Genomic DNA, 24344 nt, shown 5'->3' with positions numbered 1-24344 from the left:
TTCATTATGGAGCAAACGATCTACAATGCAAGGGTGACTTCGCCGACCCGTGGACGACCACGCTCCTTCGACCGTGACCGGGCGATCCTCGACGCCGCCCGCCTCTTCTGGCGCTCCGGCTACTCCGGGACGTCGACCCGCGCCCTCACCGCGGCGCTCGGCCTCTCCACCTCCAGCCTCTACGCGGCGTTCGGCAGCAAGGCCGGGCTGTTCGAGGAGGCGGTGCGGACATACGCCGAGCGGTACCGGGAGATCTACCGGCGGGCCGTCGCGGAGCCGGACCTCCGGACCGTCGTCGAACGCGTCCTCGTCGACTCCGTCCACGAGTTCACCCAGCCCGAGGACGTCCACCCGGGCTGTCTGCTCAGCAGCGCCGTGATGACCGACAGCACGAGCACCCTCGACACCAGCGCCCACTACGCCGAACTGCACACCTGGAACGAGCGGGCCCTGCGGGCGCGCGTCGAACAGGCGGTCCGGGACGGGGAGATCACCGCCGCGACCGACGCCGCGGCCCTCGCCGGACTCGTCCAGTCCGTCGTGCACGGCCTGTCGGTGCAGGCGCGCCTCGGCGCGGCCCGCGAGGAACTGCTGGCCACGGCGCGGCTGGCCTGCCGGATGGTCGGCGAGCGGCTCGCGCCCCCCGCGCGTTGACGCGGGTACACCAGGGTCCGTGGCGCCGGCGCCGTACGGGGAGGCGGAGCTCCCGGGCGTCGGGAAGCGGTGACGAGCCGTCGGCTCCTCGGCGCGGCCGCGGGCGCTCGCCGACGCGAACGTCCCGGCCGAGCGGAGGCGGTCCCCGGGCCCGCCGCCCACAGCGCATACCCGCGCGACCCTCGGCCCGGCGGCAGCGGCGCGTCCGGGCCCGCGACGCCGTGCCGGCCGCCGTCACACCAGGCGGTGCCCGCCGTCGACGTGCAGCACCGTCCCGGTGACGAACCCGTTGCGCAGCACCGACAGGAACGCCTGGGCGATGTCCTCCGGCGTACCGATGCGCCGGGCCGGGAGGCGTTTTGCCAGGTCGGCGAAGGCCGCCTCCTTGTCCATGCCGAGCCGGTCCCAGACGGGCGTGTCCACCCAGCCCGGCGACACCACGTTCACCCGCACCGGGGCCAGTTCGACCGCGAGGCCGGACGCGAGCGAGGCGAGCGCGCCGTTGGCCGCGGCCACGATCGTATTGGAGCCGTTCGGCCGGTAGGCGTTGATCCCGGACGTGTAGGTGAGGGAGCCGGTGACCCGCCCGGCCGCGTACTTGCCGACGAGCCAGGCGCCGAGCAGCTTGACGTCCAGGACGTTGCGGGCGGCCGAGGCGGTGATGTCGGCGCTCCGGCCGTACGCCCCCGTCACGTCCGCCGCCGTGACCACCACGTGCTCCACCGGCCCCACGGTGTCGAAGAGTGCGGCCACGTCCTCCTCCCTGCCGATGTCCGCCCGCAGGGTGCGGATCCGCCCGGCGGCGGCCGGTTCCAGTGCGGCGCGGGCCGCCGCGAGCCGTTCGGCGGACCGGCCGGCGATGGTCACGTCCAGCTGTTCGGAGAGCAGGGTGCGGGCGAGGGCCAGGCCCATCCCGGAGCCGCCGCCGATGATCAGTACGTCAGTCATGGCCCCGAGCCTGCGCCGCCGTCCGGGGCGCGGGAAGGCCGGGCGGATCCCGGGTGCCGGGAAGCGGGGGGCTGGGAACCTGGATGCCGGGACCCTGGGTGTGACACAGCCACCCGGAAGGTCACCGTCCGGTGGCAGACTCGGCGGGATGAACGCGATGGGGGAATTCCTGCGGACCCGGCGCGGACGGATCGGCCCGGCCGACGTCGGACTGCCCACCGGCCCGGGCGCCCGGCGCGCCCCCGGGCTGCGCCGGGAGGAGCTGGCCGCGCTGGCCGGGGTGAGCGTCGACTACTACGCCCGCATCGAACAGGGCCGGGAGACGGCGCCCAGCGACGCCGTCCTGGACGCGCTGGCCCGGGTGCTGCGGCTCACCGACGACGAGCACGCCCACCTGTTCGCCCTCGCCGACCGGGCCGCCGGACGGTCGCCGCGCCGCCGGCCCGCCGCCCCGCGTCCGGTCGGCCAGGGGCTGTGGCTCCTGCTCGCATCGCTCCGGCCGGGCCCGGCGTACGTACTCGACGAGACCAACGACGTACTGGCGGCCAACCCGGAGGGGTACGCCCTGATGCCCGGCCTCGACGACTGGCCGCCGGGCCGGCGGAACACCGTCCGGTACACGTTCCTGCACCCGGCCGCGCGCACGCTCTTCGCCGACTGGCGGCGCGTGGCCCGCAACTGCGTCGCCCACCTGCGGACCGTCCAGCCGTCCGCCCCGGAGGCCACCGCCGCGCTCGTCGCCGAACTGGCCGCCGCCGACCGGGAGTTCGCCGCGCTGTGGGACCGGCACGAGGTGCTCGTCAAACGCGGCGGCGCCACGGACTTCGACCATCCGGTCATCGGCCGCGTCACCCTCGCCAACGAGGTCCTCACCACCGCCCACCCGGGCAACCGCCTCCTCCTCTACCAGGCCGCCCCCGGTACGCCCGAGCACGACGCGCTGGTCCTGCTGGCCATGGCGGCGGAGGGGGCGGCCGCGCGGCGGGCGGACGGCCCGTAGGGGGACGATGGACCGGGGGGCGCGCCGGGAACGCCCGGGACGAGACGACAAGGAGTGTGTCCGCATGAGCCACGACAGCGTCAGCGCCACCCTGACCATCGCCGCGCCCGCCGCGACGGTGTTCGCCGTCCTGGCGGACCCGACGGCCCACGCCGCGATCGACGGCACCGGCTGGGTACGGGAAGCCGTCGACCGGGCGCCGCTGACCGAGGCGGGGCAGCTGTTCCGGATGGACATGTACCACCCGGACCACCCGGACGGCGGCTACCGCGTGGTCAACAAGGTCCATGTGTACGACCCGCCGCGCGCCATCGGCTGGCTGACCGGGCAGGACAAGGGCGGCGGGCGGCTGGAGTTCGGCGGCTGGTTCTGGCGGTACGACCTGGAGGCGCTCGGGCCGTCCGCGACCGGGGTCACGCTCACCTACGACTGGTCGGCGGTGCCCGGGTCCGTCCGGGAGTACCTGCGCTTCCCGCCGTTCGGCCCCGAGCACCTGCCCGAGTCGCTGCGGCACTTGGCCGGGATCCTCGGCGACGAACCGCCCGGGTCCGGACCCGTCGGCGCGCCGTAGCGGCGGGGCACCCCCGACGAGCTGCGGCGCCCGTCCGGGCCGAAGGGTGCGCTCACACCCGGCCCGCGCGGCGTTCCGTCACCAGGAGCCAGACCAGGTACACGCCGCCCAGGACGCCCGTCACCGCACCCACCGGCAGACGGTCGGCGCCGAAAAGGTGTTGGGAGGCCCAGTCGGCGCCGATCAGCAGGGCCGCGCCCATGCAGGCGGCCGGGGCGAGTTGGGGGCCGGGGGAGCGGGTGAGGCGGCGGGCGAGTTGGGGGGCCGAGAGGGCGACGAAGCCGATCGGGCCGGCGGCCGCCGTGGCCGCGGCCGTGAGGAGGGTGGCGGCGGCCATCAGGACCAGGCGGGTCCGCTCCACCGGCACCCCGAGCGCGTGCGCCGCGTCGTCGCCGAGTTCCATCGTGGAGAGGCGGCGGCCGTACGCGGCGACCACCGGCAGCAGGACGGCGCAGGCCACCGCGAGCGGCCCCACCTCGTCCCAGCTCCGCCCGTCGAGCGAGCCCGTCAGCCACATGACGGCCCGCTGCGCGTCGCTGAACTCTGCCTCGGTGAGCAGGTATCCGTTGCCGGCGGTGAGCACCGCGGCCGTGCCGATGCCAACGAGCACGAGCCGGTAGCCGTGGACGCCGCGGCGCCAGGCGAGCGCGTACACCAGCACCCCGGTGAGCAGGCCGCCGGCCACCGCGCCGGCCGCGACGGCGGTGCTGTCGCCGTGCAGGACGACGATGACACAGAGCGCCCCGGTGGCCGAGCCCTGGCCGAACCCGACGACGTCCGGGCTGCCCAGCGGGTTGCGGGCGATGCTCTGGAAGACCGCTCCGGCCAGACCCAGGGCCGCGCCGACGAGCAGGGCGGCCAGGCCGCGCGGCAGCCGGAGTTCGTTGACGATCGCCTCGTCGGCCGGGCTGCCGTCGCCCATGAGCGTACGGGCGACGTCCGCGACCGACAGCGGGTAGTCGCCGCTGCCGAGCAGCGCCAGCGCCGCCAGCAGCGCCACGGCCGTCAGCGCCGCGCAGACGAGGAGGGAGCGCGGGTCGAAGCGGACCGAGAGGCGGCCGCCGGGGCGGAGGACCCGGCCGCGGACGGGCACCCGGGCGCCGGGGGTACGGGAGTTCACAGCTGCGCCACCTTTCTGCGCCGGACCAGGTGGAGGAAGACCGCGCCTCCCACCAGCGCCGTCACGATGCCGGCCTGGAGTTCCGCGGGCCGTACGACGACGCGTCCGGCGATGTCCGCGGCGAGCAGCAGCACCGCGGCGAGCACCGCCGACTGGGGGAGGAGGCGGCGCAGGTCGGGGCCGGTGAAGGAGCGGGCGATGTGCGGGACCATCAGGCCGACGAAGGCGATCGGGCCGCAGGCCGCCGTCGCGCCCCCGCACAGCAGGGTGATGGCCAGGAAGGACGCCGCGCGGGTGCGGGTGAGGTTCGTGCCCAGGGCGCGGGCGGCGTCGTCGCCGAGGGCGACGGAGTTCAGCGGGCGGGCGAGGGCCAGCGCGAGGACCATGCCGGCGAGCAGGAAGGGCGCGACCCGCAGCACGATGCCCGCGTGGGCGGAGGCCAGCGAGCCGACGGTCCAGAAGCGGAGCCGGTCCAGCGCGGCGGAGTCCATCAGCTGTACGGAGTTGATGTACCCGTGCAGCGCGGCGGAGACGGCCGTGCCGCCGAGCGCGAGCCGCACCGGGGTGGCCGAGCGGCTGCCGCCGATGAGGTAGACGAGGACCGCGCAGACCCCGGAGCCCAGGAAGGCGAACCACACATAGCCCGTCAGAGAGGTGACGCCGAGGAAGCTGATCGCCGTGACCACCGCCGCGGAGGCGCCGGCGTTGATGCCGAGCAGTCCCGGGTCGGCCAGCGGGTTGCGGGTCAGGCTCTGCATGACCGCTCCGGCGAGGCCCAGCGAGGCGCCGGCCAGCAGCCCCAGCAGGGTGCGGGGGAGGCGGACGCGGCGGACGACGATGTCGTCGGTGGTGCCGGTGAAGTCGAACAGCCCGTGCCACACATGGCCGGGCGGCACCGCCCGGGCGCCGATCACCAGGCTGAGGACGACGAGCAGCAGCAGGACCGCACACGACGTCAGGAGCATTGCCGGATAGGGGACTTGGCGTCGCCGCACCGCCGGGGGAGGAGGTGCCGCCGCGACGGGCGCCGGCCTGTTCAACAGCATTCAGGTAGGTTAGCCTAACCTCACTTGGTCCAGCTATATGCGTAAACCTGCTTTGTCGGATTTCCCAGGGAATTCCCGTCGGCCGCCCGCCGCACCCGGGCGCGCCGGTCCGCGGAACCCGCGATGAGAGCGAGGCGCCTTGACTGCCCCCGACCGCGTACGCAGCGAGTTGACGAGACGTCGGACAGCCGATCGGCGGCCGTCCGGGCCGCTGTCACGCCGCCGACTGCTCACCACCGGAGGCGCGTTGGGCGTCGGCGCACTGCTGACGGCCTGCGGCGGCTCGGACGGCGACTCGGACGCCGACGGCTCCGGCAAGGGCGCGGGCGGCGGCTCCGGGGACGGCTGGAGCTTCCTCGACGACCGCGGCGAGACGGCCAAGGCCGGATCCACCCCCCAGCGCATCGTCGCGTACGTCGCCTCCGCCGCCGCCCTGCACGACTACGGCATCGACTGCGCCGCCGTCTACGGCCCGGCGAAGCTCAAGGACGGCAAACCCGCCCCGCAGGCCGGGACCCTGGACGTGGAGCGGCTCCCGTCGCTGGGCGGCACCGGGCAGTTCTCGATCGAGAGGTACGCGGCGCTGCGCCCCCAACTCCTCGTCGGCAACGTCAACGTGGGACAGCACCTGTGGCTGCTGCCCGAGCAGAGCGAGAAGAAGATCCTCGGCTTCGCGCCGAGCGTCGGCATCCGCACCTCCGACGTCTCCCTCGTCCGGGCCGTCGAGCGGTACGCCGAACTCGCCAAGTCCCTGGGCGCCGACCTGCGGGCAACGGCCGTCGTCGACGCCAAGGCCCGGTTCGAGCGGGCCGCGGAACGGCTGCGCCGCGCGGCGAAGGCCAACGGCGGGCTGAGGGTGCTCGCCGTGGCCGCCCAGCCCGACGCGCTCTCCGCGGCCGTCCCCGACAAGCTGCCCGACCTGCGCTACTACCGTGAGCTGGGCGTCCGGTTGATCGTCCCGGAGCGTCCCGGCCCGCCCGGCTACTGGGAGAAGCACAGCTGGGAGAACGCGGACGCCTACCGCCCCGACATCCTCTTCTACGACCAGCGGTCCAACAACATGCCGCTGGACGAGGTGGCGCGCTCCAAGCCCACCTGGAACGACCTGCCGGCGGTCAAGGCCGGGCAGGTCGTCCCGTGGAACAACGAGGCCCAGTTCACCTACGCGGGCTACGCCCCGCTGATGGAACGGCTCGCGGAGGCGCTGGAGAAGGGGAGGAAGGTCGGCAGACGGCCGGCCGGTGGCCGGCTGAAGGCCGGCTGAAGGCCGTCCGGGTCATCAGGTGTTCAGCACCCCGTCCAGGATGTGCCGGATCCCCTGCTCGTAGTCGTACCGGGCCTCCAACTCCCGTGAGTCCTCGGCATAGGAGGTGACGTGCGGGTACGCGGCCGCCGTCTCCGGGGCGGCGGCGGTCTCGGGGTAGTGCCGGCCCCTCCCGCCGCCCGCTCCGTCGCCCGGTTCGGGCAGCGAGCGCGGCGGCGTCGAGAGGGCATGGCCGGCCGTGTAGTACCAGAGCGTCTGGTGCGCCCAGAACGCCTCCTCGCGGCCGAGCCCGTAGGCGGTGAGGGCGCCGAGGATCTCCTCGGTCATCCACACCGCCGACATGCCGACGAGTTCGCCGCGGGCCACGATGGGCACCACCCACGGGTGGTCGGCGAACGCCTGGTGCATCAGGCCGCAGACGACCACCAGCCGCTCCCTCGGGTCGTCGGGGAGCGGCGGCCGGGGGAGGTTGCGGGCGACGTGCTCCAGGACGAGGGCGAGCAGTTCGTCCTTGTCCCGCACGTGGTAGTAGACGGCCATGGCGGTGCTGTCCAGCGCCGCCGCCAGCCGGCGCATCGTCAGGTGCTCGGCGCCCTCCTTGAGGATGATCTCGTAGGCCGCGGCCACGATGTGCTCGCGGGACAGCCGGGGCGGTCGGCCCCGCTTGGTGCTGCTGCTACTGGAAGTGCTGTTGCCGGCCAGCGTTCTGCCCTTTCTCCGTACCCGCTCGCGCCCGCGGCGGTCCTCGCTCGCGCCCGTGGCGGTTCCCGGTCGCGCCCGCGGTGGTCCTCGGTCGCCGCGAGAGCTTGAGGGTAGCTTTTTTATACATGTAGGATTTCTCTCGCTCGATCGAGCCCGAGGAGCGAGACCCACGGAAATGAGGTGGCCGCCGATGAGGCGAGCCGAGGGAAGTATGCGCAAGCGGCTCCCGCGAGCCCGGATCGAGACCTATCTGGCCCCCTTGCTGCGGGCCACCGCGCTCACCCCCCGCATGCTGCGGCTGCGCGTCGGCGGCGAGACGCTGCGCGGCTTCGCCGCCGGCCGCACCGCCGACGAACGCGTCAAACTCTTCTTCCCCGCGCCGGGCGAACGCGCGCCCGCCCTGCCGGAGATCGGCCCCACCGGCATGCGGTACCCCGAGGGCGCGGCCATCCCGCACGCCCGCTCGTACACGGTGCGCCGCTTCGACCCGGCCACCCTGGAACTGGACATCGACTTCGTCGTGCACGGCGACGGCCGCGCCGTCGACTGGGCCCGCCGGGCCCGCCCCGGCGACCTGCTCGGCATCGCCGGGCCGACGGGAGGCTGGACCCCCGCCCCCGAGGCCGACGTCCACCTCATCGCCGGCGACGAGACCGCCCTGCCCGCCATCGCCACCATGCTGGAACGCATACCGTCCGGTGCCCGGGCCCTGGTGATCGCCGAAGTGGCGGACGAGGACGACGAGCAGTACCTGGAGGCGCCCCCCGGCACCGAGATCCGCTGGGTGCGCCGCGACCGTGCCGGATGGCGCTCTCCTACGCCGATGGAACGCGCGGTCCGCGAACTGGCCTGGCCCGAGGGCGTGGTGCACGCCTGGGTCGCCGGCGAGGCGAGCGCCGTCCGGGCCGTCCGCCGCCATCTGCTCCACGAGCGCGGCCTGGAGCGCAGCGCCCTCGACGCCTCCGGCTACTGGCGGCACGGCATGACGGTCGAGCAGTGGGTGGCCACCGAGGGCGACGACGTGAACCGGGACGACGCGGGCCGGGGTGACGCGGACGGGGTCGCCCACGAGGCCGTCCGGTCGAAGGTCTGAGACAGGACGAGCGGCGGCCCGAACCCGGGTCCGGAAAGGCCCGGAAGAACCGAGACGGTCCCGGAAGAACAGACAGGAGCGCGACGTGCGGGACGAAGTACGGGCTGAAGTGCCGGCCGAGGCCGGGGAAGGCATCCGGTACGGCTGGGTGCTGGCGGTGGTGGTGGCCGTCCAGTTCATGGTGACCCTGGACGCCTCCGTGGTGAACGTGGCCCTGGCGGCCATGCGCGAGGACCTGGGTTTCACCGAGTCCGGGCTGCTGTGGGTGGTGAACGCGTACACCCTGGTCTTCGGCGGCTGCCTGCTGCTCGGCGGCCGGATCGCCGACCTCTACGGGCGGCGGCTGGTGCTCTGGTGGGGACTCGGCCTGTTCGGCCTGGCCAGCCTGGCCGGCGGGATCGCCCAGTCACCGGGCCAACTGGTCGCCGCCCGCGCGGTGCAGGGCCTGGGTGCGGCCGTCCTCGCCCCCGCCGCGCTGACGATCGTCACCACCTGCTTCCCCGAAGGGCCGTCCCGAGGGCGGGCGTTGGGCTGGTGGAGCGCGGCCGGCTCGGCGGGCGGCGCGGCCGGGGTGCTGATCGGCGGGGTGCTCACCGAGTATCTGGACTGGCGCTGGGTGCTGCTGATCAACGTGCCCGTCGTGGTGCTCGCCGCGGTGGCCGGCCGGATGATCCCCGACGGCCGGCCCGGGCACCGCAGCCGGCTCGACGTGGGCGGCGCGCTCCTCGCCACGACCGGACTGGCCGCTCTGGTGTACGGGGTGGGGCGCACCGGCGACCACCCGCTGTCCTCGCCGCTGACGCTGGGCCTGCTGGGTGCGGCGGTGCCGCTGCTCGCGGGCTTCGTGCTGTACGAGGCCCGGGCCGCCCGCAGCCCCCTGGTGCGGCTGGGGCTGTTCGCCCGCCGGACGGTCAGCGGGGCGAACGTGACCATGCTGCTGCTCGCGGCTGGCCAGTTCGCCAGCTTCTACTTCGTCTCGCTCTACCTCCAGCGGGTCCTGGACTACAGCCCGGCCGTCGCCGGCCTGGCGTTCATCCCCTTCTGCCTGGGCTTCGTCACCAGCGCCATGCTCGTCGGGCGGGTGTACGCCCGGACCGGGCCGCGGGTGCCGGCGGCGGCCGGCGCGCTTGTCGGGGCGCTGGGCCTGTTCTGGTTCAGCCGCGTCAGCGCCGACGGCGGCTTCCTCACCGACGTCCTCGGCCCGTCGCTGGTCACCAGCCTGGGCATCGGCGCGTGCGTGGTCCCGCTGGCCCACGCCGCGACCACCGGCGTACCGCCGACCGACGCGGGGATGGCCTCCGGCATCCTCAACAGCGCCCAGCAGGTGGGCGGTTCGCTGGGGCTGGCGGTCACGGTGAGCGTGGCGACGAGCAGGACGACGACGCTCACCGACCGCGGCGGCGCGCCGCTGGTGGCGCTGAACGACGGCTACGGCCTGGCCCTGCTGGCGGGCGCGGGACTGCTGGCGGTGGCGGCGCTACTGACGGCCGTCCTCCCGGGGCGGCCGCGGCGGGACGCGGGGACGGTGGCCGGACCGGACGAGGTGGAGCCGGCGCCGACGTCCGTGTCCTGACGGTATGGGCGGGGAGCGCGATCGGCGCCCCCGCACGCCTGTGCCCCCGCGCCCCCGCACGCGGAACCCGTCCCCTCCGTCTCGGCTCGTCCCCGCCGGCGCGTACGGAGCGTGGCGGGACGGCCGGTCCGGGACGGGCGCGGGCTCCCGTCTCACCAGGGGTGAATGGCCCTTCCCTGGCACGCTCCTGACCTCGCGTTATATGCGTAAAGTAGTGTGACGTGGGACACGGATCCGTCGTGTGGTCAGGTAAGGCAACCCTTGCTAAGTTTGCGGCATTGAGGATGTGGAATACGGGCGCGACGAAAGGATTGGGCGAGTGCTCACGCAGGATTCCGTCCCATTCCGTCGGCGGTGTCCGATCCGAGTCGAACCGGTCCGTTCCGAGCGCTGAACGGCCGCCTCCCCGGCCCGCGCCTTGCCCCTCGTTCTCACTGCCGTGGTTCCCCCCTCCCGGCCGAACCCGCGACCCCGACCGCCGTGCCGCCGGGCGCCGCGTCCGCCCGCCCGGGCGTCGGCCCCGGCGCCCGTCACGGCGCCCCTGCCCGAGGAGATGACGACATTGCCGGACCCCGCGCCGCTGCCGATCGACGAGATCAGGGCGGACGTCGCCGAGATCCTCGACCTCACGGTCGACGAGGTCGGGCTCGACGACAACCTGCTCGCCGAAGGGCTCGACTCCATCCGTCTGATGACCCTCACCACCCGATGGCGGTCCCGGGGAGTCGACGTGCCGTACGTCGAGCTGGCGAAGCGGCCCACCGTCCGGGAGTGGTCGGAACTCTTCGCCGGCGCGGTCGGCTAGGCGGCTCCGCCGCCTTCCGGGCGCGGCCGGTGCCGAGCCGGAGGGGGCCGGAAACCGGCGGCCGAAAAGAAGTGCCCGGATAAACCACCGTCCGAAATCCGGCCGATAGGCCGAAAAGCGTCCGACCGGATTCCGTCACGTGGCGGAAGGGGAGGAAAAGGCCGCCGCCGGCCCGGAATTCCCCCGCTTCGAAGGAAATCCGAAGGAAATTCGAAGGAAAGGGGCGGTAAGGGAGTGCGGGTCGCGGGCCCCTGCCTCGACGCCGCCCACCGCCCCACCGCCCCGCCCGCTGCGCACCCGTCCCCGACTCCACCCGCTTCCCACCCTCGCCGCTCACCCCGCCCGTTCGTCCCGCCCGCTCACCCCGCCCGCTCATCCCGCGCCCCGGACGTCCCGCGGACCGATCCGTACTCGGACGCACGCCAGGCCCCGGCCGGTCCCGTCCCGCTGCCGGTTCCGCCCGGGCGGCGGCTACGGCGGGGCCCGTGCCGCGTGTCCCCGCGGTCCGGCCGGTCGGGGCGGCGCACCGCGCACCGAAGGAAAGGCGACCCCCAGGTGGCCCACGACCTGCCCCGACCCGTCCCCGCCGCACCCACACCCACACCCACACCCACGCCCGGACCGGCATCCGCATCCGCACCCACCCCCGGCCCCGCCGCCCGCCACGCCCCCTTCCCCCTCACCGACACCCAGCAGGCGTATCTCCTGGGCCGCACCGGCGCGTTCGAGCTCGGGAACGTCTCCACCCACGCCTACTACGAGTTCGAGGGCGACCTCGACCTCCCCCGCTTCCGTACCGCCTGGGAGCGCGTCGTCACCCGGCACGACGTCCTGCGGCTGGCCATCGACCCCGAGCGCGGCGAGCAGTGGATCCGCCCCGAGGTGCCGCCCCTGCCCATCGAGACCGTCGATCTGCGCGGCGCCGACGAGGAGACCGTGCGGGCCCGGCTCGCCGCGATCCGGGGCGCGATGTCCCACCGGGTGCTCCCGGCCGACGGCCCGTTCCTGTTCGGCGTCGTGCTCAGCCGGCTCGCCGACGACCGCACCCGCGTCCACGTCGACTTCGACGCCCTGATCCTCGACTTCCTCAGCTGGAAGCTGCTGCTCGCCGACCTCTCCGCGTACTACGCCGACCCGGACGCCCAACTCCCGCCGCTGGAGACGACGTTCCGCGACTACGTCCTCGCCGAGGCCGCCACCCGGGACTCCGACGAGTACCGCGCCTCCCGCGCCTACTGGACGGACCGGCTGCCCGGCCTGCCGCCCTCGCCCCGCCTGCCGCTCGTCCGCGACCCCGCCGAGCTCACCCGGCATACGTTCACCGGCCGCCGCCACCGGATGGCCGCCGCCCGCTGGAAGCGGTTGAAGACCCGCGCCGCCCACGCCGGGCTCACCCCCAGCGGCCTGGCCATCGCCGCCTTCGCCGAGGTGCTGGCGCACTGGGGCGAGAGCGCCCGCTTCACCCTCAACATCCCGCGGATGAACAGGCTGCCGCTGCTGCCGCAAGCCGACCGCGTCCTCGGCGAGTTCGCGTCGTTCTCCCTCCTCGAAGTCGACCACCGCACCCCCGGGACCTTCGCCGAGCGCGCCGCCCGCGTCCAGGAGCAGGGCTGGCGCGACCTCGCCCACCAGCACGTCACCGGCGTGGAACTGCTCCGCGAACTCGTCCGCCACCAGGGCGGGTTCCGGCAGGCGCTGATGCCCGTCGTGCTCACCAGCACCATCGGTCTGCGCGGCGGCGACCGGCCGCTGCTCGGCGGCCTGCTGGAGGAGGTGTACACCATCTCGCAGACGCCGCAGGTCTACCTCGACGTGCAGATCGACGAGCACGACGGTGACCTCTACGTCAACTGGGACGCCGTCGACGAACTGTTCCCCGCCGGCCTCATGGACGCCATGTTCGCGGCGTTCCGGGACCTCCTGGACCGGCTGGAGGCCGACGAGGCCGCCTGGGACGAGCCGCTGCCCCTCCGCCCCGACGGCATACGGAAAGGCGCCGCCGGTCCGGAACGTCCCGTACCGGACCTGCTGGTCCAGGACCTCTTCGCCCGGCACGCGGCCGAGCACCCCGAGCACATCGCCGTCATCGCCCCCGACGCCACCCTCTCCTACGGCGAACTCGCGGACCGCGCCCGGCGGGTGGCGCACTGGCTGCGCCGCGAGGGCGCCGAGCCCGGCCGCCCGGTCGCCGTCGTCATGGACCGCGGCTGGGAGCAGATCGCCGCCGCGTACGGCGCCCTCTTCGCCGGCACCCCGTACGTCCCGCTGGACCCGCGGCAGCCCGCCGCCCGGCTGCACGGCATCCTGCGCCGCACCGGCGCCCGGCACCTGCTGACCCGGTCCGCCGAACCGGCCGCCCACGCCCTCCCCGCCGAACTCGGCATCCGCGTCCTGCCCGTCGACACCGGCCTCGACGGCCTGTCCGCCGGCCCGCTGCCGCCCGCCCAGGGCCCCGACGACCTCGCCTACCTGCTGTTCACCTCCGGCTCCACCGGCGAGCCCAAGGGCGCCATGATCCGCCACCGGGGCATGGTCAACGCCCTGCTGGCCACCCTCGACGCGTTCGGGATCGGCCCGGACGACCGCGCGCTCGCGGTCACCGCGCTCCACCACGACATGTCGACCTTCGACCTCTTCGGCGTCCTCGGCGCGGGCGGCTCCGTCGTCGTCCCCGAGCCCGGCCGCGACCGCGACCCCGCCCACTGGGCCGAACTCGTCGCCGCGCACGGCGTGACGCTGTGGAACTCCGTCCCCGCCGCCATGGAGATGCTCCTGGAGGACGCCCGCACCGCCGCCCGCCCGCCGGCCTCGCTGCGGCTCGTCCTGCTCGGCGGCGACTGGATACCCCCGCACGTGCCGGAACGGCTGCTCCGCTCCCTGCCCGGCGTGCGCGTCGTCGGCGTCGGCGGACCCACCGAGACGACCCTCTGGAACATCTGGCACCCGGTCACCGAGGCCGACACCGCGCTGCCCACCATCCCGTACGGCCGGCCCATCGCCAACACCCGCTACCACCTGCTCAACGACGGGATGCGGGACGTGCCCGACGGGGTGACGGGGGAGATGTACTGCGCCGGGCCCGGCGTCGCGGCGGGCTACTGGGAGGACGCCGAGCGCACCGCCGCCGCGTTCGTCCCCCACCCCGTCACCGGCGAACGCCTCTACCGCACGGGCGACCTGGGCCGCTTCCGGCCCGACGGCACCATCGAGTTCGCCGGCCGCGCCGACTCCCAGGTGAAGATCCGCGGCCGGCGCGTCGAACTCGGTGAGATCGAGGCCGCGTTGCGGGCCCACCCGGACGTCGCCTCGGCCGTGGCCGTCGCCGTGCCCCGGCCGGACGGCCCGGGGTACCGGGGCCTCGCCGCCCACGCCACCGTGCGTACCGGACACCCGACGCCCACCGTCGACGAGGTGCTGGACCTGCTGCGCGAGCGGCTCCCCGAGCACATGGTCCCCGGCAGCCTGCGGTTCACCGACCGCTTCCCGCTGACCGCCAACGGCAAGGTCGACCGGCGCGCCCTGGCCGCCGTCGAGGAAGAGAAGCCGGCCGAGGAGAAGCCGGGCGCCCCCGCCACCGCCCTGGAGCGCGTCCTGGCCGGCATCTGGCAGGAGGTCATCGGCGCCCCCGCCGTCGCACCCGACGACGACTTCTTCGCGCTCGGCGGCGACTCGCTGCTCGCCACCCGGATCGTCGGCCGGATCCGTGAGTCCCTCGACATCCCCGACGTCACCGTCCGCGCGGTCTTCGCCGCCCCCACCGTCGCCGGGCTCGCCGCCGAACTGCGGGCCGCCGAGGACGATCCGGCGCGGCTGGAGGAAGTGGCCGGGGTCTGGCTGGAGATCGAGGGACTCACACCCGACGAGATCGCGTCGCAGCTCTGAACCCCGGCCGGGCGCCCGCGCGGCGCCCGGCCGGTAATCCGCAGGGAACGGAATCAGGGGAACGAGGGGAACGACCCATGACGAAGCGGCCGGGCATCGAGGACGTACTGCCGCTCGCGCCCTTGCAGGAGGGGCTGCTCTTCCAAGCGCTCTTCGACGAGAGCGCCCACGACGTCTACACCATGCAGCTCATCCTGGAACTGCGCGGACCGCTGGACCGCGCCGTGCTGCGCCGCTCCGCCGGGGCGCTGCTGCACCGCCACCCCAACCTGCGCGCCGCCTTCTGGAACGAGGGCGTCCGGCGGCCGGTCCAGGTGATCCCCAAGGCCGTCGAGCCGGTCTGGGAGGAGACCGATCTCGGCCACGTGCCGGCCGGAGAACGGGAGGACGCCCTCGAAGCCGTCCTCCGCGAGGACCGCGCCCGCCGCTTCGACCTCACCGAACCGCCGCTGATGCGCTTCCGGCTGATCCGGCTCGCCGACCGCCTCCACCGGCTCGTCCTGCACAGCCACCACATCCTCCTCGACGGCTGGTCGGTGCCGCTGCTCGTCCGCGAACTCGTCGAGCTCCACGCCCACGGCGGCGACCCCGCGGCCCTGCTCGCCCCCCGCCGCTACCGCGACCACCTCGCCCGGCTCGCCACGCTGGACAAGGCCCCCGCCGAGGCCGCCTGGCGCACCGCCCTCGCCGGCCTCCCCGGCCCCACCCACCTCTACGGCCCCGGCCGCGCCCGGGCGGCCCGCACCCCCGACGTCGTCCCGCTCACCCTGGACGAGGCCACCACCGCCCGCCTCGGCGCCCTGGCCCGGAGCAGAGGGCTCACCCTCAACACCGTGGTGCAGGGCCTCTGGGGCATCCTGCTCGGCAGACTCACGGGCAGCCGCGACGTGGTGTTCGGCGCGTCCGTCTCCGGCCGCCCCGCCGGCCTGCCCGGGGTCGAGACGATGATCGGCCTGTTCATCAACACCGTTCCGGTCCGCGTCACCCTGCGGCCCGACGAGCCGCTCACCGGCCTCCTCGCCCGGCTCCAGGCCGAGCAGGCCGCCCTGCTGCCCCACCACGACCTCGGCCTCGCCGACATCCAGCGCGCCGCCGGCACCGGCGAACTCTTCGACACCCTCGTCGTCTTCGAGAACGCCCCCGACGTCACCGAGAGCCTGGAGAACGCCCGCACCGCCGGCGGCCTCGAAGTCAGCGGCATCGCCAACCGGGACGCCACCCACTACCCGGTGACCCTCGTCCCGCTGCTCCTCCACGGCCGGCTGACCGTCTCCTTCGAGTACCAGCCCGACGTCCTCGACCGCGCCGCCGCCCATACCCTGGCCGGCCGCTTCGAACGGCTCGTCACCGCCTTCCTCGACGCACCCGACCGCCCGGTGGGCCGCCTGGACGTCCTCGCGGACGACGAACGCGCGCGCCTCCTCGCCGACGGGCGCGGGCCCGCCGTGGACGTACCGGACGCCACCCTCCCCGGCCTGTTCGCCGGCCAGGTGGCCGCCCGGCCCGACGCGCCCGCCGTCGTCTTCGCCGGCGAGACGCTGACCTTCGCCGAGCTCGACGCCCGCGCCAACCGCCTCGCCCGCCGGCTCGTCGCCGAGGGCGTCGGCCCCGAGGACCTCGTCGCCCTCGCGATGCCGCGCGGCCTCGACATCGTCACCGCCCTGCTCGCCGTCCAGAAGGCGGGCGCCGCCTACGTGCCCGTCGACCCCGAGTACCCGGCCGCGCGGGTCGCGCACATGCTGACCGACGCCCGGCCGCGGCTGCTGCTCACCGTCGGCGAACCGCCGGCCGGCGTCCCCGGCGGACTGCCCGCCCTGGCCGTCGACGACCCGGCTTTCCGGGAAGCGCTGGCCGACCTCCCCGGCGACCCCGTCACCGACGCCGACCTGCCGCGCCCGCTGCTCCCCGGCCACCCCGCCTACGTCATTTACACCTCCGGTTCCACCGGCGCCCCCAAGGGCGTCGTCACCGTGCACCGCAACGTGGTGAGCCTGCTGGCCAGTCACCGGCGGCAGGTGTACGGGCCCGCCGCCGAGGCGGCCGGGCGGCGGCTGCGCGTCGGGCACGGCTGGTCGTTCTCCTTCGACGCCTCCTGGCAGCCGCTCGTCGCCCTCTTCGACGGGCACACGATCGAGATCCTGGACGAGGACACGCGCCGCGACCCCGCCCTGCACCTGGCCTGGCTGGAGGAGCGAGCGATCGACTTCATCGAGGTGTCGCCCTCGTTCTACGGCCAGTTGGCCGCCGGCGGGCGGGACGGCCGGCCCGCCCGGCTCACCGGGCTCGGCGTGGGCGGCGAGGCCGTGCCCGACGCCATGTGGCAGCGGCTACGCGCGCTGCCCGACACCCGTACGTACAACTTCTACGGGCCCACCGAGTGCACCGTGGACACCGTCGTCGCCGACACCCGCGACAGCGAGCGGCCCGTCATCGGCCGGCCCATCGGCAACACCCGCGCCTACGTCCTCGACACCTACCTCAACCCCGTACCGGCGGGCGTGGACGGCGAGTTGTACCTGGCCGGCAACGGCCTCGCCCGCGGCTACCTGCGGCGGCCCGGCGTGACGGCCGGCCGCTTCGTCGCCGACCCCTTCGGGCCGCCCGGCACCCGGATGTACCGCACCGGCGACGTGGTCCGCTGGACCGCCGACGGGCAGCTCGACTTCACCGGCCGGACGGACGACCAGGTCAAGATCCGCGGCTTCCGGGTGGAGCCCGGCGAGACCGAGAGCGCCCTCGCCGCCCATCCGGACGTCGAACGGGCGGTGGTGGTCGTCCGCGAGGACCGCCCGGGCGTCAAACGGCTGTACGGCTACGCCGTGCCCGCCGCCGGCGCCGAGCCCGCGCCGGGGGAGCTGCGGGACTTCCTCGCCGCCACCCTGCCCGCCCACATGGTCCCGGCCGGCGTCGCCGTCGTCCCCGAACTCCCGCTCACCGCCCACGGGAAGCTCGACCGGGCCGCCCTCCCCGTCCCGGCCGCCGCCGGCTCCGGATCCCGGCCGCCGGGCACCCCGCGCGAGAAGCTGCTCTGCGCGCTGATCGCCGAACTCCTCGGCGTGGACGAGGTGGGTCCCGACGACGACTTCTTCGCCCTCGGCGGCGACAGCATCGTCTCCATCCAGCTCACCGGCCGCGCCCGCGCCGCCGGCCTGGCCATCTCGCCCAAGGACGTCTTCACCGCGCCGAGCGTCGCCGCCCTCGCCGCCGCGACCGCCGCCGAGGACGCCCCGGCCGGCGACGACGACGGCATCGGGGTCCTCCCCCTCACCCCGATCATGCACTGGCTCACCGGCACCGGCGGTCCCATCGGCCGCTACGCGCAGGGAAACCTGCTGCGTCTCCCCGCCGGCCTCGGCCACGACCACCTCCTCACCGCCGTCCAGGCCCTCCTCGACCGGCACGACATGCTCCGCGCCCGCTTCGACGAGGCCACGGGCGTACTGGAGACCCGCCCGCCCGGCTCGGTCCTCGCGGCCGACGCCGTCCGGCGGGTGGACGCGACCGGGCTGTCCGCCGAGGCCGCGCACCGGCTCCTCGCCGCCGCGTACGAAGCCGCCCTGGACCGGCTCGACCCCGCCGCCGGCGTCGTCTTCCTCGCCGTCCGGCTGGACACCGACGACCCGGCCGACGCCCGGCTCCTCGTCCTCGGCCACCACCTCGTCGTCGACGGCGTCTCCTGGCGCGTCCTGCTGCCCGACCTCGCCGCCGCCTGCCGCGCGGCGGCGGCCGGCGAGCCGCCCGCCCTCGAACCCGTCCGCACCTCCTTCCGGCACTGGGCCCGCGCCCTCGCCGAGCAGGCGGCCGCCGGCGGCCGGCGCGCCGAACTCCCGCTCTGGACCGCCATGGCCGCCGGCGCCGAACCCCTGCTGCCCGGCCTCGCCCCCGACCCGCGCCGCGACACCAAGGGCAGCCTGCGCCACGTCGACCGCACCCTGCCGCCGGACCGCGCGGGGCGGCTGCTCACCGACACTCCCGCCGCCCTCGGCGCGTCCGTCAACGACGTCCTCCTCGCCGCTCTGTCGCTGGCCCTCACCGTCTGGCGCGAACGCGCCGGAACCGACCCCGCGCGGCGCGCCGTCCTCGTCGCCCTCGAAGCCCACGGCCGCGAGGACCAGCTCGTCCCGGGTGCCGACCTCTCCCGCACGGTCGGCTGGTTCACCGCCGTCCACCCCGTCCGCCTCGACCCCGGCCCGGCCGACACCGCCGCCGCCCTGGCCGGCGGCCCGCCCCTCGCCGGCCTCGTCCGCTCCGTCCGCGACCGGCTCCGTACCGTCCCCGACCACGGCATCGGCCACGGGCTGCTGCGCCACCTCGACCCGGAGGCGGGCCCGGCGCTGGCCGGACTGCCGCAGCCGCAGATCGAGTTCAACTACCTGGGCCGGTTCGCCACCGGCGAGACGGCCGACGGCGAGTTCACCCTCGCCGAGGAGGCCGCCGACTTCAGCGCCGCCGCCGACCCGGCGATGCCGGCCGGCTACGTCCTGGACGTCAACGCCTACGCGCTCCAACGGGCGGACGGGCCCGAACTGCACGTCCGCTGGTCCTGGCCGGCGGCGCTGCTGCCGGAGGAGTCGGTGGGAGAACTGGCCGACCTGTGGTTCCGGGCCCTGGAGGCGGTGAGCGCGTGCGCGGGGCGGGCCGGGGCCGGTGGGCCGGGCGCCGCCGCGGGAGGGGCCGGTCGCGGGGGGTCCGTGCCTGGGGGGCCGGCTGGCGGAGGGCTTGCGTCCGGGGCGTCCGTGTCCGGGGCGTCTGCGTCCACGGCCTCCACCCTCGGAGCGTCCGCGCCTGGAGGGGATGCCGTCGGAGGGCCTGCCGTCGGAGGGCTTGCGTCCGAAGCATCCGCGCCCGGGGCGTCTGCCCCTGAGGGGCCTGTTCCTGGAGAGGCTGCGCCCGGGACGTCCGGCCCTGGAGTGCCCGTCTCGGGAGGGGCTGCCCCCGGAGCGTCCGCGCTCCGGCCGTCCGCCCCCGGAGGGTCCGGCCCCGGAGCATCCGGCCCCGCAGTGCCGGCCCCCGGCGGGTCCGCCCTCACCCGCCCCACCCCACCCGCCCAGGGCGGCCCCCGCCCCCGCGAGGAAGGTTCCCGCCACCGTGTCTGACCGCCCGGCCACCGACGCCGAACCGCTCGCCGAGCGCAAACGCGCGCTGCTGCGCCGCCGACTGGCCGAGCGTGGGCTCGCCCGGTCCGCGCCGGCCGCCGCGTCCGAGGCGGAGCTCCCCGAGGCGGAGCTCCTCGTGCCGTCCGCCGCGCAGCGCCGCATGTGGGCCCTCCAGAACCTTTCGCCGCACACCGCCGCTTACAACCTCACCCTCGCCTTCGACCTCGCCGGCCCCCTGGGCACCGAGGCCCTGGCCGCCGCCCTCACCGATGTGGCCGACCGCCACCGCGTTCTGCGCACCACGCACCGCGAGGCGCCCGACGGCACGCTCGTCCAGCACGTCGTCACCGGCCGGGACGTCCCCGTGCCCGTCACCGACCTGACCGGCCTCGCGCCCGGTCTCCGCGACGGCGAGGCGGTACGCGGCGCCCGTACGCTCGGGCGGCGACCGTTCGACCTCGCGGCCGAACTCCCGCTGCGCGCCGCCCTGTTCCGTACCGGCGCCGAGACACACCTCTTCGTGCTCGTCGCCCACCACATCGCCGTCGACGAGGGCAGCTGGGAGGTGCTGCTGCGCGACCTCGCCGCCAGCTACCGGCGGCGCACCGGCGGGGGCGGGCCCGGCCCGGCGCCCGTCCCGCAGTACGCCGCGTTCGCCCGCCGTGAGCGCGAGCGGCTGACGCCCGAGCGGACCCGGGCCCGCCTCGACCACTGGCGCCGCCACCTCGACCCCTGGCCGGACCCCGTCGCCCTGCCCACCGACCACCCGCGCACCCCGGTCGCCGACGACGAAGGGGCCACGGCCGTCCGCGCCCTTCCCGACGAACTCGCCGTGCGGCTGCGCGGGTTCGCGCGCGGCAGCGGTGCCACCCCGTTCATGGTGCTGCTCGCCGCCGTCACCGTGCTGCTGCACCGGCACACCGGCGCGCGCGACATCGCCGTCGGCACGCCGGCGATGAACCGCGACCGGGCCGAGTACGCGTCCGTCGTCGGCAACTTCGACAACACCCTGCTGCTCCGCACCCGCCTGGACGGCGACCCCACCTTCGCCGAACTGACCGAGCGGGTACGCTCGCTGTGCACCGCGGCCTACGAGCACCAGGACCTGCCGTTCGAGCACGTCCTCCAGGAGCTGCGCCCCCCGCGGACCGCCGGCCGGATCACTCCGTTCGACGTGATGTTCCTGCTGCGCACCGAGGCGTTCGACACCTTCACGCTGCCCGGCCTCGCCGTCCGCCCGCGCCCGGTGAGCAACGGCACCAGCCAGTTCGAGCTGACCCTCGCCGCCGTGGCCACCGGCGACCGGCTCGCCCTCGAAGCCACCTACCGCACCGGCCTGTTCCGCGCGGAGACCGTCGACGGCCTGCTGCGCCGCTTCGAGACGCTGCTGGACGGGCTGCTCGCCGACCCCGGACTCCCCGTCCGGCGGGCGCCGCTGCTCGACGCGGCGGAGCGCCGGCGGGTGCTGGAGGAGGGGAACGCCACCGCCCACCCCTTCCCGGACGCCGCCCTAGGGGAGCTGTTCGAACGGCAGGCGGCCCGGACGCCCGACGCCACCGCGCTGATCGCCGGCGCCGAGGAGCTCACGTACGCCGCGCTGGACGCCCGCGCCGACCGGCTGGCCCGGCTGCTCACGGCCCGGGGCGCGGGCCCCGAGACGCTCGTCGCGCTCGCGCTGCACCGCACCGCCGACCTGGTCGCCGCCGTCCTCGCCGTCCTGAAGTCCGGCGCCGCCTACCTGCCGCTGGACCCCGACTACCCCGCCGAGCGCATCGCCGCCGTCCGCCGCGACGCCCGCCCGGCGCTGCTGGTCACCACCTCCGACGTGGCCCTGCCCGGCGACGGCCCCGGCACCCCCCTCGTCCTCGACGACCCGGCCGTACGCGCCGAACTCGCCGCCCTGCCCGACCGCGACCCGGCCGGGCCCCGACCCCGCGTCGATCCCCTGGGGGCCGCCTACGTCATCTACACCTCGGGCTCCACCGGCGCGCCCAAGGGCGTCGTCGGCGTCCACCGCGGGCTGGCCAACCGGCTGGCCTGGTTCCACGACCGGCACCCGTGGCGGCCCGGCACCCGCGTCTGCGCCAAGACGTCGCTGAGCTTCGTCGACGGGACCGGCGAGCTCCTCGGGCCGCTGCTGCACGGCGGAACGGTCGTCCTCGCCGACCGGATCGCCGCCCGCAGCCTGCCCGAGCTGGCCGCCCTCGTCCACGAGCACCGGGCCACCCGCCTCACCGTCGTCCCCAGCCTGCTGGCCGCCGTCACCGCCCTGCCGCCCGCCGAACGCGACCTGTTCGCCGGCGTCGACACCTGGGTCAGCAGCGGCGAGGCGCTGCGCCCCGAGACGGCCCGCGCGTTCGCCGCCGCGTTCCCGGACGCCCGGCTGCTCAACCTGTACGGGTCCTCCGAGGTCAGCGCCGACAGCCTGTACGCCGACGTCACGGACGCCGACCCGGTCGTCGGCCGGCCGCTGTGGAACACCGCCGCCTACGTCCTGGACGCGGACCTGCAACCCGTCCCGCCCGGCAGCGCGGGGGAGTTGTACCTCGCGGGCGCCGGACTCGCCCGCGGCTACCTGCGCCGCCCCGGGCCAACGGCCGCCCGCTTCGTCGCCGATCCCTACGGGCCGCCCGGCACCCGGATGTACCGCACCGGCGACCTGGTCAGGGCCCGCGCCGACGGCCGCCTGGAGTACCTGGGCCGGACCGACCACCAGGTGAAGATCCGCGGCTTCCGCGTCGAGCCGGCCGAGATCGAGGCCGCGCTCACCGCCGGCCGTCCGGACGTCGCCGAGGCGGTGGCCACGGTCCACGAACACCCGGTGGCAGGGCGCCAGTTGGTGGCGTACGTGATACCCGCCCCCGGAGCGTCCGCCGACCCCGACGCGCTCCGCGAGCACCTGCGCGGACTGCTCCCCGACCACCTGGTCCCGGCCGCCGTCGTTCCGCTCGACGCGCTGCCCCTGACCCCCAACGGCAAGGTCGACCGCCGCGCCCTGCCGGCCCCCGACTTCGCGGCCCGGACCGGCGGGGACCGGCCCGCGACGCCGGCGGAGGAACGGCTCGCGGGCCTGTTCGCGCAGGTCCTCGGACTGCCCGACGTCGGCGTCAGGGACAGCTTCTTCGCCCTGGGCGGCGACAGCATCGTCGCCGTCCAGCTCGCCGGCCGCGCCACCGCCGCCGGACTGCCGATCTCACCCTGGGACGTCTTCCGCCACCAGACGGTCGAGGCCCTGGCCGCGGCCGCGGCACGCCCCGGGAACGACGACCGGCCCACCATCCCCCTGCCCCCGCTCGCGCACCGCCGGGCCGCCGACGGCACACCCCCGCACACCCTCCTCCTGCGCACCCCCGCCGCCCTGACCGCGGAACGCCTCACCGCCGCCCTGACCGCCGTCGTCGACCGGCACCCCACCCTCCGCTCTACCCTCACGCCCGACGGGCTGCGCCCTGCCGCTCCGGGCACGTCGCACTCCGCCGGCGCGGGCTCCGGTCTGCCGTCCGACGGGCCGGGCCCCGCCGCTCCCGGCCCCGCCGCTCCGGGCACCCCGCACCCCGCCGCCGTGCCGACCCGGATCACCGGCGAGCGGCCTGACCTCACCGCCGAGGCTGCCGCCGCCCAGGACCGGCTCGCGCCGGAGCGCGGCGTCCTCCTCGACGCCCTCTGGTGGGACCGCGGCCCGCGCGACCAGGGCCGGTTGCTGCTCACCGTGCATCCGGCGGCCGCGGACGAGGAGTCCGTCCGCCTCCTCGCCGCCGATCTCGCCACCGCCGCCGGGGGCGGTGAACTCGACCCGGAACCGGCGCCGTTCGCGGCCTGGGCGCTCGCTCAGACGAGCGCCGGGGCCGCGAGCGCCGGAGCCGCGGGCACCGGCACGCCCGCGACCGTCGCCACGACGGCCGAACTGGCCCCGCCCGAGCTCGCCGCGGCCCTCGCCCGCGTCGCGGCCCGCTTCCACGCGAGCCTGGACGACGTGCTCCTCACCGGCCTCGCCCTCGCCTCGCCCGGCCTGGCGGTGGGCGTCGTGCGCGCCGAACGGGGGCCGTTCACCGCCACCGTCGGCCCGTTCGGGCGGGACGTCGCCGTCCGGCTGCCGCCGGGGCCGCACCGGCCGGGCGGTGACGACGTGCTGCTCAAGCGGGTCAAGGAGCTGCTGCGCACCGGGCCGGGCGCGGCGGACGCCCCGGACGCGCACTGGACGTCCGTCCACCGCCCGCCGGCCGGGACGGGCGACTGGGCGCCCGCTCCCGCCGACGAGTGGCCGGCGCCCCCGCCCGTCCCGCCACACGGTCCGCTCCACCTTCACGTGGAAGGGACGGCCCCGGACGGCGGTCTGACGCTGACCGTCCACCGCACCGCCGAAGCCCCGGACGTCCCGGACGTGGCGGCCTGGCGGGAGGCCCTGGAACACCTCGCCGCCCGCCTCGACCGGCCGGACGCGGGCGGGCACACGCCCTCCGACTTCCCGCTGGTCACCCTGGACGAGGCGGCGATCGCGGCCCTGGAGGCGAGGTGGGGGGCCGGCTGAGCGTCAGGTGTCCAACGACCTCGGCGACCCGCCTCCGGGGCGTCGAGATCGTGGAGAAATAC

The 24344-nt window shown here is 75.7% G+C and carries 14 protein-coding genes; 10 read left to right on the top strand and 4 right to left on the bottom strand.

The window, feature by feature from the left end; all coding sequences use genetic code 11:
• Positions 1–33: 33 nt before the first annotated feature.
• On the top strand, positions 34–654 hold the full coding sequence (locus K7I03_RS03870) for a TetR/AcrR family transcriptional regulator (RefSeq protein WP_185942030.1): 621 nt from the start codon (positions 34–36) through the stop codon (positions 652–654).
• 234 nt (positions 655–888) lie between these two features.
• Here K7I03_RS03870 and K7I03_RS03865 read toward each other — a convergent pair whose 3' ends face one another.
• Positions 889–1602 carry an SDR family oxidoreductase gene (locus K7I03_RS03865; RefSeq protein WP_185942029.1) on the bottom strand — a complete coding sequence of 238 codons (714 nt, stop codon included), beginning with the start codon at positions 1600–1602 and terminating at the stop codon, positions 889–891.
• A 157-nt stretch (positions 1603–1759) separates the two neighbouring features.
• Between K7I03_RS03865 and K7I03_RS03860 the strand changes: the two genes are divergently transcribed.
• A complete protein-coding gene (locus K7I03_RS03860; RefSeq protein WP_185942206.1) occupies positions 1760–2602 on the top strand; it encodes a helix-turn-helix domain-containing protein in 843 nt (280 codons plus the stop codon).
• A gap of 64 nt (positions 2603–2666) precedes the next feature.
• Positions 2667–3173, top strand: coding sequence for an SRPBCC family protein (locus K7I03_RS03855; RefSeq protein WP_185942028.1), 507 nt, complete (start codon positions 2667–2669; stop codon positions 3171–3173).
• A 52-nt stretch (positions 3174–3225) separates the two neighbouring features.
• On the opposite strand, the gene K7I03_RS03850 is transcribed toward K7I03_RS03855, so the two are convergent.
• Positions 3226–4293 carry a FecCD family ABC transporter permease gene (locus K7I03_RS03850; RefSeq protein WP_185942027.1) on the bottom strand — a complete coding sequence of 356 codons (1068 nt, stop codon included), beginning with the start codon at positions 4291–4293 and terminating at the stop codon, positions 3226–3228.
• Entirely contained in the window at positions 4290–5339 is a 1050-nt protein-coding gene (locus K7I03_RS03845) for a FecCD family ABC transporter permease (RefSeq protein ID WP_185942026.1), read from the bottom strand. The genes K7I03_RS03850 and K7I03_RS03845 overlap by 4 nt, the downstream gene beginning before the upstream one ends.
• A gap of 247 nt (positions 5340–5586) precedes the next feature.
• Here K7I03_RS03845 and K7I03_RS03840 point away from each other — a divergent pair, with 247 nt between their 5' ends.
• Positions 5587–6603 (top strand): ABC transporter substrate-binding protein, encoded by a 1017-nt coding sequence (locus K7I03_RS03840; protein ID WP_224346856.1) that lies wholly within the window; start codon positions 5587–5589, stop codon positions 6601–6603.
• A 15-nt stretch (positions 6604–6618) separates the two neighbouring features.
• On the opposite strand, the gene K7I03_RS03835 is transcribed toward K7I03_RS03840, so the two are convergent.
• A complete protein-coding gene (locus tag K7I03_RS03835; RefSeq protein ID WP_185942025.1) occupies positions 6619–7230 on the bottom strand; it encodes a TetR/AcrR family transcriptional regulator in 612 nt (203 codons plus the stop codon).
• Between the two features lie 286 nt (positions 7231–7516).
• Here K7I03_RS03835 and K7I03_RS03830 point away from each other — a divergent pair, with 286 nt between their 5' ends.
• The 6 genes from K7I03_RS03830 (at position 7517) to K7I03_RS03805 (ending at position 24282) form a co-directional block, all read left to right on the top strand.
• Positions 7517–8398, top strand: a complete 882-nt coding sequence (locus tag K7I03_RS03830) for a siderophore-interacting protein (protein WP_185942024.1) — start codon at positions 7517–7519, stop codon at positions 8396–8398.
• An 85-nt stretch (positions 8399–8483) separates the two neighbouring features.
• Entirely contained in the window at positions 8484–9971 is a 1488-nt protein-coding gene (locus K7I03_RS03825) for an MFS transporter (RefSeq protein WP_185942023.1), read from the top strand.
• 553 nt (positions 9972–10524) lie between these two features.
• Positions 10525–10776, top strand: a complete 252-nt coding sequence (locus K7I03_RS03820) for a phosphopantetheine-binding protein (RefSeq protein WP_185942022.1) — start codon at positions 10525–10527, stop codon at positions 10774–10776.
• Between the two features lie 555 nt (positions 10777–11331).
• The gene (locus tag K7I03_RS03815) at positions 11332–14658 is read left to right on the top strand and encodes a non-ribosomal peptide synthetase (RefSeq protein ID WP_185942021.1); all 3327 of its coding nucleotides are present in this window, start codon (positions 11332–11334) and stop codon (positions 14656–14658) included.
• A 77-nt stretch (positions 14659–14735) separates the two neighbouring features.
• Entirely contained in the window at positions 14736–19754 is a 5019-nt protein-coding gene (locus tag K7I03_RS03810) for a non-ribosomal peptide synthetase (protein WP_185942020.1), read from the top strand.
• On the top strand, positions 19747–24282 hold the full coding sequence (locus K7I03_RS03805; RefSeq protein WP_185942019.1) for a non-ribosomal peptide synthetase: 4536 nt from the start codon (positions 19747–19749) through the stop codon (positions 24280–24282). The genes K7I03_RS03810 and K7I03_RS03805 overlap by 8 nt, the downstream gene beginning before the upstream one ends.
• Positions 24283–24344 lie beyond the last annotated feature (62 nt).

This window comes from Streptomyces mobaraensis, from assembly GCF_020099395.1.
GTDB lineage: Bacteria > Actinomycetota > Actinomycetes > Streptomycetales > Streptomycetaceae > Streptomyces.
This window is presented reverse-complemented; position numbering and strand designations above follow the sequence as displayed.

Bases quoted from the DNA above. Each gene is read 5' to 3' on its own strand.
- K7I03_RS03865 (WP_185942029.1), bottom strand. From the start codon at position 1,602: ATGACTGACGTACTGATCATCGGCGGCGGCTCCGGGATGGGCCTGGCC.
- K7I03_RS03860 (WP_185942206.1), top strand. From the start codon at position 1,760: ATGGGGGAATTCCTGCGGACCCGGCGCGGACGGATCGGCCCGGCCGAC.
- K7I03_RS03855 (WP_185942028.1), top strand. From the start codon at position 2,667: ATGAGCCACGACAGCGTCAGCGCCACCCTGACCATCGCCGCGCCCGCC.
- K7I03_RS03845 (WP_185942026.1), bottom strand. From the start codon at position 5,339: ATGCTGTTGAACAGGCCGGCGCCCGTCGCGGCGGCACCTCCTCCCCCG.
- K7I03_RS03830 (WP_185942024.1), top strand. From the start codon at position 7,517: ATGCGCAAGCGGCTCCCGCGAGCCCGGATCGAGACCTATCTGGCCCCC.
- K7I03_RS03820 (WP_185942022.1), top strand. From the start codon at position 10,525: ATGACGACATTGCCGGACCCCGCGCCGCTGCCGATCGACGAGATCAGG.
- K7I03_RS03810 (WP_185942020.1), top strand. From the start codon at position 14,736: ATGACGAAGCGGCCGGGCATCGAGGACGTACTGCCGCTCGCGCCCTTG.